General features: G+C 63.4%; 2 protein-coding genes and 1 pseudogene. All 3 read left to right on the top strand.

The genetic code is table 11. The features are described from left to right. Positions 1-197: 197 nt before the first annotated feature. Positions 198-421: pseudogene (locus tag U8D42_RS09300) on the top strand (MbtH family protein). Positions 422-450: 29 nt separating this feature from the next. Beyond that, positions 451-13,836 (top strand): amino acid adenylation domain-containing protein, encoded by a 13,386-nt coding sequence (locus U8D42_RS09295; RefSeq protein ID WP_348636946.1) that lies wholly within the window; start codon positions 451-453, stop codon positions 13,834-13,836. Positions 13,837-15,119: 1,283 nt separating this feature from the next. Further along, positions 15,120-15,350: an MbtH family protein gene (locus U8D42_RS09290; protein ID WP_322861686.1), complete on the top strand. Its 231-nt coding sequence runs from the start codon at positions 15,120-15,122 to the stop codon at positions 15,348-15,350. Positions 15,351-15,369: the final 19 nt, after the last annotated feature.

The raw sequence follows: 15,369 nt of genomic DNA, 5'->3' as shown, positions 1-15,369 counted from the left end.
TGCTTAGGGACCGGGATTTCGGCGTGAGGACGAGGTTACGACTGTGAAGGGCCAGCGCTTGTTCACCGATTACTGGGGTAGGAGGAGTCTAAATGGGTCACGTTAAGAGCTTCCGTGGAAATCACGGCCTGACCGTTTTGGTCTCCCGGCCGGTTTGCAGTTGGCCAGTTACCTCGGGTAGACGGTCTGGAGGATCGGTGAGCATCAGTCCATTCAGTGATGGGGATGCCACTTTTTACGTCGTAGCCGATGATGAGGAGCAACACAGTCTGTGCCCGGCTTTCGCTGACATTCGACTGGGTCGTGGGTGGTCGGTACGGCCGACCGTCCGGCGTATGGCGACTACATTGAAAAGAATCGGACCGATATTCGCCCTGAGAGTTGTAGAAGAGGCCGAGTAGGTGGCGAGTCGGACTGCTGATCGGTAAGCCACTTGGGTTGGTGGGTCGGATGGAAGTCGACGACCGGGTGTTTCCGCTGACGCGCGGACAGTTAGACATCTGGCTTGCCCAGGAAACGGGTCACTCCAGTATCGAATGGCAGCTGGGCCTGTTGGTTCGGATCGAGGGGACGGTCGACCGAGAGTCCTTGCACTGGGCGATCCGACGGGTGGTGCACGAGGCCGAGCCAGTCAGGGCTGCCTTCTTTCAGTCGCACGGCCAGGTTTTCCAACGGGTAGTCGATTACCCCGAAGTCGAATTGGCCTTTTACGATCTGAGCTGCGCGGAGGACTCCGTGCAGGAAATCCGTAACATCGCGTCATCGATCCAAAGCGAGCCCATGCCGCTGAGCGGCCCGCTTTTCAGGTTCGCATTATTCCAAGCGCAGCGTGATCAATTCTATTTCTTCGCATGCTGCCACCACATAGTCATCGACGGATTCGGGGTTGCGCTTGTTGGCCGCCGAATCGCATCCATCTATTCTGCAATTAATTCGGGTGCTTCCATTCCTTCTGCTTTCTATGGTTCGTTGAAGGACTTGGTTGACTGTGAGTTGGAGTATGAGACTTCGACCGATTATCGTGACGACGAGGCCTATTGGACCCAGAATCTTTCCTCCGAATGCGGATCTCATTATCGGTTTTCCGATGCTGAAGGGAAGCGTGACCCATGGCCTTCGGCGCCGGTCGGGTTGGACCTCGGGGTCCTGCGCAGAGTCGATGACTTGTCCGAGGCGTGGAATATGTCTCGCACATCGATCATTACTGCGGCGTGTGCGCTGTTGGTGCGGGGATGGTCGGGTAGCGGGTCCGAGGTGGTGCTCGATTTCCCGGTCAGCCGACGGGTGAGTCCGGAGTCGAAGACGCTTCCCGGGATGGTCGCCGGGTTTGTGCCGCTGGTGTTGACTGCATCACCAGCTTCTCCGATTGCCAGCTTTTGTGAGCATGTCGACACGCGGATACGGGAAGCGCTGCGGCATCAGCGTTTTCCAGTGCAGGCGCTCGAACGCAAAGCCCAGCCCCACGGCCCCGTGCGATCAATCGATCGCGTGAGCGTCAATTTCATCCCGGCCGGATTCACCTTGCCGTTCGGTGGAGTGACCGCCTCGGCGTCGTACACCAATTCTGGCCTCGTCGACGGCTTTGGTCTGATCTTTTCTCACGACGGTGACCAGCTTTTCCTGAGCACGGCCGGCGCTGGGCAGCCGTTTGCCAGTTTCGACGTCTCCTACTTAGCCAACCGCTTACAGCAGCTGTTGGCCGAAATGACGGCTGATCCGTCGCGGCTGCTGTCGTCGGTGGAGGTGCTCGACGCGTCGGAGCACGCCTGTCTGGCTGGGTGGGGGAATCGGGGGGTGTTGGGCCGTGCGGTGGGTTCGGGGGTGTCGATTCCGGCAGCGTTTGCCGCGCAGGTGGCGCGGTCCCCGGAGGCGGTAGCTCTGAGTTTTGGGGGCCGGTCGTGGACGTATCGGGAGCTGGATGCGGCCGGGAATCGGTTGGCCCACTGGCTACTTGCCCATGGTGTTGGCCCGGGTGGGTGTGTGGGGTTGCTGTTGCCTCGCTGTGCGCAGGCGGTCGTGGCGATCCTGGGGGTGTTGAAGTCGGGGGCGGCGTATGTGCCGATCGATCCTGGGCTGCCGGCGGCGCGGATCGGGTTCATGCTCGCTGATGCGGCTCCGGTGATGGTGTTGACCACCGCCGGGTTGCGGTCACGGCTGGATGGTCATGGTGTGCCGGTCATTGATGTTGATGATCCTGTTGTGGATACCCAGCCGGCTATACCGTTGCCGGGTCCGGCGGTCGACGATATCGCGCACATTGTCTATACCTCGGGGACGACCGGTGTGCCTAAAGGTGTTGCTGTCACGCATCGCAATGTGACCCAGTTGTTTGATTCGTTGGAGATGGGTGTGCGGCTGGGGCCGGGGCAGGTGTGGTCGCAGTTTCATTCGTATGCGTTTGACTTTTCGGTGTGGGAGATCTGGGGTGCGTTGTTGCATGGGGCACGGTTGGTGGTGGTGCCCGAAGCGCTAACCCGTTCTGCGGATGATTTTCACGCGTTGCTGGTGACTGAGCGGGTCAGTGTGCTCACTCAGACTCCCTCTGCGGTGGGGGTGCTCTCGACGGATGGTTTGGACTCGGCGGCGCTGGTGATCGGCGCCGAGGTGTGTCCGGCGGAGGTGGTGGATCGGTGGGCGCCGGGGCGGGTGATGGTCAATGTCTACGGGCCGACCGAGACCACGATGTGGGCATCCAAGAGTATCCCGCTGGCTGCTGGGGTGGGTGCCCCGCCGATTGGGTCACCGGTGTCGGGGGCGGCGTTTTTTGTGTTGGACGGGTGGTTGTGTCCTGTGCCGGTGGGGGTGGTGGGGGAGTTGTATGTGGCCGGTGCCGGTGTGGGGGTGGGGTATTGGGGCCGGTCACCGTTGACCGCATCGCGGTTCGTGGCCTGCCCCTTCACCGGGGCCGCAGCGCCGGGGGCGCGGATGTATCGCACCGGGGATCTGGTGTGTTGGGGTGCTGACGGGCAGCTGCAGTATCTCGGCCGCGCGGATGAGCAGGTCAAAATCCGCGGGTATCGCATCGAACTCGGCGAAATCCGCACCACCCTCGCCGACGTGAACGGTGTGGAGCAGGCGGTGGTGATCGCCCGCGAGGACCACCCCGGTGATAAGCGTCTGGTCGGCTATGTCACTGAATCCGCTTCGGGCACGGTGGATCCGGTGGCGGTGCGCGCCGAGTTGGCGGACCGGTTGCCGTCTTATATGGTGCCGGCTGCGATCGTAGTGCTCGACACCCTGCCGTTGACCGTCAACGGCAAACTCGACACCCGCGCCCTCCCCGCCCCGGAATACACCGGTGGTCAGTATCGGGCCCCGGGCAGTCTGGTCGAGGACATCCTGGCCGGCATCTACGAGGAAGTCCTTGGGTTGGAGCGCGTCGGGATCGACGACTCCTTCTTCGATCTCGGTGGGGATTCGTTGTCGGCGATGCGGCTGATCGCCGCGACCAACACCAGCTTGGATGCTGACTTGTCGGTGCGGGCGGTGTTTGAGGCGCCCACCATTGCGCAGTTGGCGCCCCGCATCGCCGCCAACGCCGGGGGCGGGCTGACCCCGCTGGTGGCCGGCCCACGTCCGGAGCGGGTGCCGTTGTCGTTTGCCCAGTCGCGATTGTGGTTTATCGACCAGTTGCTGGGCCCGTCTGCGGTCTACAACATGCCCGTTGCGGTACGCCTAATGGGACCACTCGACGTTGACGCCCTGGGGGCCGCGCTCGGTGATCTGGTGGGCCGCCATGAAACCCTGCGCACCGTCTTCCCCGCGGTTGATGGGATTCCCGAACAGCAGGTGGTGCCGGTTGAGCGGGCCGATTTCGGCTGGGCGGTGATCGATGCCAGCAACTGGCCGGTTACCCGGTTGGACGAGGCGATCGAGGCCGCAGCACGCCACCGGTTTGATCTGGGGGCCGAGGTTCCGTTGCGGGCGCAGCTTTTCCGGGTGGGCGTCGATGAGTTTGTGTTGGTGGCCGTAGCCCACCATATTGCTGCTGATGGTTGGTCGATCACTCCGCTGATACGGGATCTGGGTGTGGCCTATGCCGCTCGGGCTAAGGGCCAGGTTCCGGGTTGGGTGCCGTTGGCGGTGCAGTACGCCGATTACACGCTGTGGCAGCGTGAGCAGTTCGGTGACTTAGAGGATCCCGATAGTGTGATCGGCGGGCAGTTGGCTTACTGGCAGCACGCGTTGGCCGGGATGCCTGAACGGCTGGTGTTGCCCACGGATCGGCCGTATCCGGCGGTGGCCGATTATCGCGGAGCCAGCCTCACCATCGACTGGCCCGCGCAGTTGCAGCAGCAAATCACCCAAGTAGCCCGCGCGCATAATGCGACCAGTTTCATGGTCATCCAAACCGCCCTCGCGGTGCTGCTGGCCAAACTCAGCGCCAATACCGAGGTGGCCGTGGGGTTCCCGATCGCCGGCCGGCGCGACCCCGCTCTGGATGAGCTGGTCGGGTTCTTCGTCAACACCCTGGTGCTACGCGTCGATCTGGCCGGCGACCCCAGCATCGCCGAACTCCTTAGCCAGGTGCGCGCCCGCAGCCTGGCCGCCTTTGAGCACCAAGACGTGCCCTTCGAAGTACTCGTGGAACGACTGCACCCCACCCGCTCCCTGGCCCACCACCCGCTGGTCCAAGTGATGCTGGCCTTCCAACACCACAACCCCACCGACTTGGACCTGGGGGATCTGCAAGCCAACCCCATACCAGTGCAAACCCACACCGCGCGCATGGATTTGACCTTCTCCCTGACCGAAAACTTCACCGACGCGGGCCAGCCAGCTGGGATTAGTGGCACGGTGGAGTTTCGCAACGATATCTTCGACCCCAACAGCATCGAGTTGCTGATCACACGATTCCAGCGCGTGCTGACGGCGATGACCGCCGACCCGCAGCGGCTGTTGTCCTCGGTCGGGGTGCTCGACGCCGATGAGCATGCCCGACTAGCGGTTTGGGGTAACCGGGCGGTGTTGGACCAGCCGATGGCAGCAGCGTCGGGGGTGTCGATCCCGCAGGTGTTCGCCGCCCAGGTCGCGTGCGCCCCCGAGGCGGGGGCGTTGACGTTCGGGGACCGGTCGTGGACGTATCGGGAGCTCGATGAGTCGGCGAATCGGTTGGCGCACTGGCTGGTTGCCCAAGGGGCGGGCCCCGGACAACGCGTGGGATTGCTGATGCCGCGCTGCGCACAGGCCGTCATCGCGGTCCTGGCGACACTCAAGAGCGGGGCGGCCTATGTGCCGATCGATCCAGGATGGCCGGCCGCGCGGATCGAGTTCCTGCTCACCGACGCCGCCCCGACCACCGTGGTGACCACCGCTGAATTGCGCACGCGGCTGGATGGTCATGACCTGCCGGTGGTGATTGATGTCAACGACACCGTGATCGGCGCCCAGCCGGCCACCCCACCCCCGGGGCCCGCGCCTGGGGATGTGGCGTATCTGATTTACACCTCGGGCACCACCGGTGTCCCCAAAGGCGTGGCGATCACCCATGGCAATGTCGCGCAATTGATCGATTCTTTGGACGCGGGCCTGGGGCCGGGGCGGGTGTGGACGCAGTGTCATTCCTATGCGTTCGACTTTTCGGTGTGGGAGATTTTCGGTGCCCTGCTGGGCGGGGGCCGGTTGGTGGTGGTGCCCGAATCGGTGACCGCCTCCCCGCAGGCATTGCATGCGTTGCTGGTCGAGCAACGGGTCAGCGTGCTCACCCAGACCCCCTCGGCGGTAGGGGCGCTGTCCCCGCAGGGGGTGGAGTCCGTGGCGCTGCTGGTCGGTGGGGAGCCGTGCCCGCCGGAGGTGGTGAAGCGATGGGCGCCCGGGCGGGTGATGCTCAACGCCTACGGCCCGACCGAGACCACGGTGTATGCGGCGATGAGTGCCCCGCTCACCCCGGGCACGGGTGCCGTGCCGCTTGGGTCGCCGGTATCAGGGGCAGCGCTGTTCGTGCTCGACCCGTGGCTGCAGCCGGTGCCGGCCGGGGTGGTCGGGGAACTGTATGTGGCCGGTCATGGCGTGGGGGTGGGGTATTGGGGCCGGGCACCATTGACCGCATCGCGGTTCGTGGCCTGCCCCTTCACCGTGGTGCGAGGGACACGGATGTATCGCACCGGAGACCTGGTGTGCTGGGGTGCTGATGGCCAGCTGCGCTATGTGGGCCGGGCCGATGAGCAGGTCAAAATCCGCGGATACCGCATCGAACTCGGCGAAATCCGCACCACCCTCGCCAACGTGGACGGCGTGGGGCAGGCGGTGGTGATCGCCCGCGAAGACCACCCCGGCGACAAACGCCTAATCGGATACATCATCCAATCCGACTCGGGCACAGTCGATCCGGTCGCCGTCCGCACTGAGTTGGCGCAGCGGTTGCCGTCCTACATGGTGCCAGCCGCGATCGTAGTGCTCGAAGCGTTGCCGTTGACGGTCAACGGCAAACTCGACACGCGCGCCCTCCCCGCACCCGACTACACCGATACCAGTCGTTATCGCGCCCCGGGTACTCTGACCGAAGAAATCCTGGCCGGCATCTACGCCCAGATTCTCGGCCTCGAGCGGGTCGGGGTCGATGACTCCTTCTTCGACCTCGGTGGGAATTCGTTGTCGGCAATGCGCCTGACCGCCGCCATCAACACCAGCCTGGATACCAACCTGTCGGTACGCGCCATCTTCGAAGCGCCCACCATCACCCAGCTAGCACCCCGCATCCAGACCGGTGGTGGGGGTGGGCTGGCCCCGCTGGTGGCCGGCCCACGTCCGGAGCAGGTGCCGTTGTCATTTGGGCAGTCCCGGTTGTGGTTCATCGACCAGCTACTGGGCCCGTCGGCGGTCTACAACATACCCATCGCGGTATGCCTAACGGGACCACTCGACGTTGACGCCCTGGCGGCCGCGATCGGTGATGTGGTGGCCCGCCATGAAAGCCTGCGCACCCTGTTCCCCGCGGTTGATGGGACCCCCCAGCAGCAGGTGGTGGCGGTCGAGCAGGCCGACTTCGGCTGGGACGTCGTGGATGCGACCGGCTGGTCGCAGACCCGGCTGGGGGAGGACATCACCGCAGTGGCCAGCTACACGTTTGATCTAGCCGCCGAGATCCCTTTGCGGGCACAGCTTTTCCGCCTCGCCTCAGATGAGCATGTGTTGGTGGCCGTGGCCCACCATATCGCCGCCGATGGCTGGTCAATCACCCCGCTGATACGAGATCTGGGTACGGCCTATACCGCCCGCGCTCAAGGCCAGACCCCAACCTGGGTGCCGTTGGCGGTGCAATACGCCGACTACACACTCTGGCAACGCACCCAACTCGGCGACCTCGAAGACCCACACAGCCGCATCGGCGGGCAGCTCGCCTACTGGCAGCACGCGCTGGCAGGCATGCCCGAACGCCTGGATTTGCCGACCGATCGGCCATATCCGGCGGTGGCTGATCACCGTGGAGCCAGGATCGCGATCGAGTGGCCCGCTGAGTTGCAGCAGCAGATCACGCAGGCGGCCCGCGCGCATCACGTGAGCAATTTCATGGTGATCCAGGCCGCCCTGGCAGTCTTGTTGGCCAAACTCAGCGCCAATACCGATGTGGCCGTCGGGTTCCCGATCGCCGGCCGACGCGACCCCGCCCTCGATGAGCTGGTCGGGTTCTTCGTCAACACCCTGGTATTACGCGTCGATCTGGCCGGGAACCCCAGTGTGGCCGAACTCCTCGGCCAAGTGCGCGCCCGCAGCCTCGCCGCCTACGAGCACCAAGACGTGCCCTTCGAGGCTTTGGTGGAGCACCTGCATCCGGCCCGCTCACTGGCACATCACCCCCTGGTGCAGGTAATGCTGGCCTGGCAAAACTTGCCCGGGCACAACAACGATCTCGACAATCCGAGCTTGGGGAAAGTGAAGGTCAGCCCGCTCCCAGTGCACACCCACACTGCCCGTATGGATTTGGCGGTCTCGCTTGCCGAACACTTCACGGAGGCGGGTGAGCCCGCCGGGATCAGGGGCGCGGTGGAGTTTCGCACAGACGTGTTCGACCCCAACAGCATCCGCACTCTGATGCGGCGATTGGGCCACGTGCTGGTGGCTATGATGGTCAATCCCTCCCAGCCGGTGTCCTCGATCGACGCGCTCGACGCGCATGAACACACCCGTCTGGATAACTGGGGCAACCGGGCGATATTGAGCCGCTCCGCCGCCCCACCGGTCTCCATCCCGCAGGCGTTCGCCGCCCAGGTCGCCAACACACCCGAGGCAGTGGCGCTGGTATACGAAGGCCGCACCCTGAGCTACCGTGCACTCGATGAGGCGTCCAACCGGTTGGCGCATCTCATAGCCAGCCGGGGCGTGGGGCCCGGTGATGTGGTGATAGTGCTGCTGCCTCGCTCCACGCAGGCCATCACCGCCATCCTGGCGGTCTTGAAGAGCGGAGCGGCCTATGTGCCGATCGATCCGATGGATCCAGACGCCCGTATCGGGTTCATCCTCGCCGACGCCGCCCCGACGGCGGCCATCACCACCACCGAGTTGCGGTCGCGGCTAGACGGATACCACCTGTCGGTCATCGATGTCGATGACCCCGTGATCGACGCCCAACCGGCCGTCTCGCGGCCCTGCCCGGATGCCTACAACATCGCCTACATCATCTACACCTCGGGCACGACCGGTGTCCCCAAGGGGGTCGCCGTCACCCATGTGGGCATCGCCGATCTGGTTGCGACACATGCTGAGCGCGTTGCTATCAGGGGCGATAGCCGAATCTTGCAGTTCGCTCCGTTGGTCTTTGACGCGTCCGTCGGGAATATGTGGTTTGCCTTATTGACGGGTGCTGCTGCGGTGATTCCGGACGCCGAGCAGGCGCTGCCGGGCAAAGAATTGGCAAAGCTAATAGCAGAGCAGAAAGTGTCTCACGCAAAGATGACACCCTCAGCACTAGCGGCTTTGCCGCCTGACCGACTTGACGGGGTGACGCTGATTGTCGGCGGCGAGGCCTGCCCTGCGGAGGTGGTGGACCGGTATGCCGCCACCAGCACCTTGATAAATGAGTACGGTCCAACGGAAACCACGGTCAACGTGACGGTTGGCTGCCCACTTGACGTTGGCTCGGGGGTACCGCCGATCGGTTCGCCGGTGTCAGGGACCGCGTTGTTTGTGCTCGATGGCGGGCTGCGTCCGGCGCCTCCCGGAGTGGTCGGCGAACTGTATGTGGCGGGTCGCAGTGTGGGGGTGGGGTATTGGCGCCGGGCGGCGTTGACCGCGTCGCGGTTTGTGGCGTGCCCGTTCGGCGGCGCCGGGATCCGGATGTATCGCACCGGGGATCTGGTGCGGTGGGCCGACGACGGCCAGTTGCGATATGTGGGCCGCGCCGACGAGCAGGTCAAGATCCGCGGGCATCGCATCGAACTGGGTGAAATCCAAGCAGTGCTAGCCAGTTTGACTGGGGTGGAGCAGGCGGTGGTGCTCGTCCGGGAGGACCGGCCCGATGTTAGGCGCCTGGTGGGTTATGTGACCGGGACGGTCGATCCCGTCGCGATCCGCGCCGAGCTGGCGGAGCGCCTGCCAACCTATATGGTGCCGGCCGCAATCGTAATGCTCGACGCCCTCCCGCTGACGGTCAACGGCAAACTCGACACCCGTGTGTTGCCGGCCCCGGAGTACACCGATGCCGATGGGTATCGCGCCCCTGGCAGTGTCCTCGAGGAGGTGTTGGCAGCGATTTATGTGCAGGTGCTCGGGGTCGACCGGGTGGGAGTAGACGACTCGTTCTTCGAGTTGGGTGGGGATTCGCTGTCGGCGATGCGTCTCGTGGATGCAATCAACACTGGCTTGGATGCGGGTCTTTCGGTACGTGCGGTGTTCGAGGCGCCCACCATCGCGCAGTTAGCGCCCCGCATCGGTCGGGACGCCGGTGGATTGGTGCCGTTGGTGGCCGGCGCGCGTCCGGGGCGGCTGCCGTTGTCGTTTGCTCAGTCCCGGTTGTGGTTTATCGATCAGTTGGTGGGCCCATCCCCGGTCTACAACATGCCGGTGGCCGTGCGCCTGCAAGGCAAGCTTGACACCGACGCGTTGGGAGCGGCGCTGGTCGATGTGGTGGGCCGGCATGAGAGTCTGCGCACGGTGTTCCCCGCGGTCGACGGCATACCCGAGCAACTGGTGATTCCCGCTGAGCAGGCCGAGTTGGGCTGGAGCGGCGTCGACGCCACCGGGTGGTCGGATACCCGGCTGCACGAGGCGATCGAGGCCGCAGCACGTTATACATTCGATCTGGCAACCGAGATCCCCTTCCGCGCATGGCTTTTCCACGTGGCCGAGGACGAGCATGTGTTGGTGGCGGTGGTGCACCATATCGCCGCGGACGGCTGGTCGGTGACTCCGTTGGTGCGCGATGTGGGTATGGCGTATGCCGCCCGGTGCGCGGGCGAAGCCCCCAGTTGGCTGCCGTTGGCGGTGCAGTATGCCGATTACACATTGTGGCAGCGCGCCCAGTTCGGGGATCTCGAGGATCCGCACAGTCGCATCGGCGCGCAGTTGGCCTACTGGCAGGGCGCGTTGGCCGGGATGCCCGAGCGACTGGTATTGCCCACGGATCGGCCGTATCCGGCGGTGGCCGATCACCGCGGTGCCAGCATCACCGTGGAGTGGCCGGCGGAGCTACAGCAGCAGATCGCGCGGGTGGCTCGCGCGTATCAGGTGACCAGTTTCATGGTGATCCAGTCCGCGCTGGCCGTGCTGCTGGCCAAGCTGAGCGCCAACGCCGATGTGGCCATCGGCTTCCCGATTGCTGGGCGCCGCGACCCGGCGCTCGATGAGGTGGTCGGGTTTTTCGTCAACACGTTGGTGTTGCGGGCCGATCTGGGCGGGGATCCCAGTGTGGCCGAGCTGTTGGGGCAGGTGCGGGCGCGCAGTCTGGCCGCATTTGAGCATCAGGATGTGCCCTTTGAGGTATTGGTGGAGCGGCTCAACCCCACCCGCTCGCTGGCCCATCACCCGCTGGTGCAGGTGATGCTGATCTGGCAGAACCTGCCCGGGCACCACAATGCTATTACGGACTTCAGCTTGGGCGATATGCACGTCAGCCCGCTGCCAGCCGATACCCGCTCTGCGCGTATGGATTTGGCGTTCTCGCTAGCCGACCACTTCACCGAAGCGGGGGAGCCAGCCGGGATCGGCGGTGCGGTTCAATTTCGCACCGACGTGTTCGAGGCGGCGAGCATCCAAACCTTGATCCGGCGATTCCAGCGCGTATTGGTGGCGATGACTGCTGACCCTTTGCAGCCCGTCTCTTCGATCAATGTGCTCGATGCGCAGGAACATGCCCGCCTAGATGGCTGGGGAAACCGAGGTGTGTTGACCCGCCCGGCCGCGCCGACGGTCTCGATCGCACAGTTGTGGGCCGACCAGGTGGCCCGCACACCCGAAGCGGTAGCGCTGACTTGTGGCGGCCTTTCTCTGGCCTATCGGGAGCTGGATGCGGCGGCGAACCGCCTGGCGCACTTGTTAGTTACGCATGGCGCCGGTCCTGGTGAGTATGTGGGGCTACTGATGTCGCGGTCGGCGCAGGCCATCATCGCGATCCTGGCGGTACTCAAGAGCGGGGCGGCCTATGTGCCGATCGACCCAGGCCTGCCGACGGCCCGCATCGAGTTCATGCTCAGCGATGCCGCGCCGATTGCAGCTTTGACCACGGCGGGCCTACGGCCGGCTCTCGACGGTCATGGCATGCGGGTGATCGACGTCGAGGACCCCGCTGTCGACGCCCAGCCCAGCACACCACCGCCGGGCCCAGCCCCGGATGATATCGCCTACCTGATTTACACCTCGGGCACCACGGGGATTCCCAAAGGCGTTGCCGTTACTCATCAGAACGTGACCCAGTTGCTGGAATCACTGGACGGGCACTTGAGCCAAGAGCGGGTGTGGTCGCAGTGCCATTCGTACTCGTTCGATGTTTCGGTGTGGGAGATTTTCGGTGCTTTGCTGGGCGGGGGCCGGTTGGTTGTGGTGCCCGAGACGGTGACCGCTTCCCCGGATGAGTCACATGCCGTTCTGATCGCTGAACGGGTCAACGTGCTCACCCAAACCCCCTCAGCGATGGCGATGCTCACGCCGGAGGGGTTGGGGTCAGCGACGTTGGTGGTCGCCGGTGAGGCATGTCCGGCTGGGGTGGTGGATCGCTTAGCGCCCGGGCGGGTGCTGGTCAACGCTTATGGGCCGACGGAGACCACGATGTGTGTGGCGATCAGTGCCCCGTTGTTGGCGGGTTCGGGGGTTCCGCCGGTTGGGGTGCCGGTGGCGGGGGCGGCCCTGTTGGTGCTGGATCAGTGGTTGCGCCCGGTACCGGTTGGGGTGGTCGGCGAACTCTATGTGGCGGGCCGCGGCGTGGGGGTGGGGTATTGGCGCCGGCCCGGGTTGACCGGGTCACGGTTTGTGGCCTGCCCCTTCGGGGGCGCCGGGGGGCGGATGTATCGCACCGGGGATCTGGTGAGCTGGGGCGACGACGGCCAGCTGCGGTATATGGGACGTGCCGATGAGCAGGTCAAGATCCGCGGGTATCGCATCGAGCTCGGCGAAATTCAGACAGCGTTAGCCAGTTTGGAAGGGGTTGGGCAGGCGGTGGTGATCGCCCGCGAGGACCGTCCCGGCGACAAGCGTCTGGTGGGTTACGTCACCGAACACGCTTCTGGGACGGTCGACCCCGGCGCGATCCGCGCCCAGCTAGCCGAGCGGTTGCCGACCCACATGGTGCCGGCCGCGGTCGTCGTGCTCGAGGCCGTACCACTGACCGTCAACGGCAAAGTCGACAAACGTGCCCTGCCGGCCCCGGAATATATCGGCGATGGTTACCGCGCCCCGGCTACCCACAGCGAGAAGATCTTGGCCGACATCTACGCCCAAGTGTTGGGGCTCGAGCGGGTCGGCGTAGACGACTCCTTCTTCGAACTGGGCGGGGATTCGCTGTCGGCGATGCGCCTAATCACCGCGATCAACGCCGGCTTGAATGCGGGCCTTCCGGTGCGCACCATCTTCGAGGCCCCCACCGTGAGAAGCTTGAGTCGGCGAATATCCAGCGATGCTGGGGCAGTGGAGGTAGTTGCTGTTGAAGTACTCAAGGAGGGTACCGGGGTTCCGCTGTTCTGTATTCATGATGGTTTCGGCCTTAGCTGGCCAACTCGGGCTCTGGGTGATTATTTGGATTGCCCGATTATTGGGATTAACCAAATAGGGCAAAATGGCGAACCTCAACCGCGATCGATTCGTAGCTTGGCGGTCAGCTATGCTGACAGGGTCCAGGCCGTTTATCCTGCCGGACCCTACAATATTCTCGGGTGGTCTTTTGGGGGCATCGTAGCTCACGAGCTCGCCATTGAACTCCGCAGACGAGGATGTGTAGTCGAACATCTCGTTCTACTAGATGCTGCATTAGGTGCCAACGGCGTCAGTGCGGGGAGCGAACGCCTAGACGAAGGCAAAGTTCTGGAACACATCCTACGAGCTCACCGGATAGAAATTCCGCCGCATTCGGTGCCCCTCACCTACCGGCGGGCGGTGGGATTAATTCATCAACAAGAAGCAGCGGATCTTATGTTCCCGCCCAAGCAACTGCTGGAAACCATGATCCAAAGCGTTAATCTTAATCAATTATATCTGTTACGGCACGCTCCCGGTGTATTCGACGGCAGTATTGTCATATTCTCTGCTGCACGTAGCGAAAGCAATCGGGATTCATCTTTGCTGCAAAGTTGGCAACCTTATGTCGCTGGCGACATTACGGAGCATTCGGTCGACTGCACACATTATGACATGTTGAGTACCGAATCGCTCAGAATATATGGGAAACGGCTAAAGCTACTATTAGAGACTTAGGTATATTGGGATTGTTGATTAGCAGTTGACGCATCTCAGTGCGTCTGTTGCTGATTCGCCTCGGGCGAAGTAAGCCACGAGGTCGGCGCAGCCATCAACGCATGCCGAGCCAGATCAGGCCGTCGCACGCCTCTGCGACTGGACCGTAACGTGAATCGACTGGCAGATGCCCGCACTAGGGTCGCGTGACCCGCACGCTCACCAACCGACGGTCCTCGGCGTCGATGTCATTGACCAGAGTTCAGTGGGTGCCGGCATTGGTTCGCTTCGTCGCGCCAATGGTGGTGCTTATGTTTGTGGGCTGGCCGTCGCACCATCCCGTGTTACGGGTCGTGACGCTAGCCGACGGCCTTAGATGTGGGAACGTCAACGTGCGCAAGCTATTCCACAGCAACTTATGCTGGCTCGTGCCTTGCTAGTGCTCGCATCAGGATGCGCTTATTGGCAAATCTGTGTCTTGCAAGAGTTCGAGTAAGTCCAGCGGCTGTGGAAGGGTACTGACGGCCACGCCGTTCCGCTTCGTTACGGTTAGTTGTAACGCAAGCATGCGATTTAGTGCAGTTGGAGTGTGACGCAGTCCGATCAAACTGCGCGTTGCCGCCGAAAAGACGTTGCGGGGGAGCACAGCTGGGTCCGGCGACGGTCGGCCGGACGAAGTTCCACCGCAGTCGTATGCGACTCGTGCTCGATGCGGCGAGTCCCGTGCCGGTTGCGATCGATATTTTCGCCGGACGCCGCAGTCGTGAACCGGAGTTTGCGTAATGAGGGCGACATGCTGGGGTACGGCTCTTGAAATGCTGCCAGCGGCCATCGGCGCGGTTCGCGATATGGCGCGCCGCAACGTGATTCACGCATGCTCTGATCACATCGTGCGTGGTGGTTGAGGACTAAAGACCCTGTCGGAGATGCCGGCATGGGCTGAGGCTGAAGCGAGGACGCAACTCAATTTTCGTTGGGGTCGAGATGCTGGAGGTTGATCATCGGGCTCCGCGTCGATAGCAGGTTGGGTATGCCGTGGCGGCGTTGTGTCGGCAGCTTATGTGGGCCGGAATCTGGATCTGGCCGCGCGTTGCTTGCAGTGGGTTCCCAAAACCGCACCACAAGAAGCGATCCTCGAATCACGATGCGCCCACAAACCGCTGGATCCCAGGGCCTCGTCGTTAGTGAGGAGTGTTGATGGGTCGTGGACAGGAGTTTGTGGAAAGTTTTCGGGACGGGTGGTGTTGTGCTGCCGTATGGTTTGGAGCGGACCATGTGTCTCGGCTAGACGGTCTGGGGGATCGGTGAGCATCAATCCATTCGATGATGACAATGGCAGTTTTGTGGTTGTGGTCAATGACGCGGAACAGCACAGTTTGTGGCCGGATTTCGCTGAGGTTCGCGTGGGGTGGCCGGTGGTGTATGGCGAGGCCGATCATGAGGTGTGTGTAAATTGCATCGACGAGAATTGGACCGATATACGGCCTAAGAGTCTGCGCGAGAGGCTGGTAGCGGGTCGGGCTGCTGATCGGTAACCCGTTTGGGTTGGTGGAC

It is taken from the genome of Mycobacterium europaeum, assembly GCF_034555895.2.
Lineage (GTDB): Bacteria > Actinomycetota > Actinomycetes > Mycobacteriales > Mycobacteriaceae > Mycobacterium > Mycobacterium europaeum.
Note: the sequence above shows the minus strand (reverse complement) of the source record. Positions and strands in the feature narration are given on the sequence as shown.

Coding starts and splice junctions, on each gene's coding strand:
- U8D42_RS09295 (WP_348636946.1), top strand. CDS start 451: ATGGAAGTCGACGACCGGGTGTTTCCGCTGACGCGCGGACAGTTAGAC.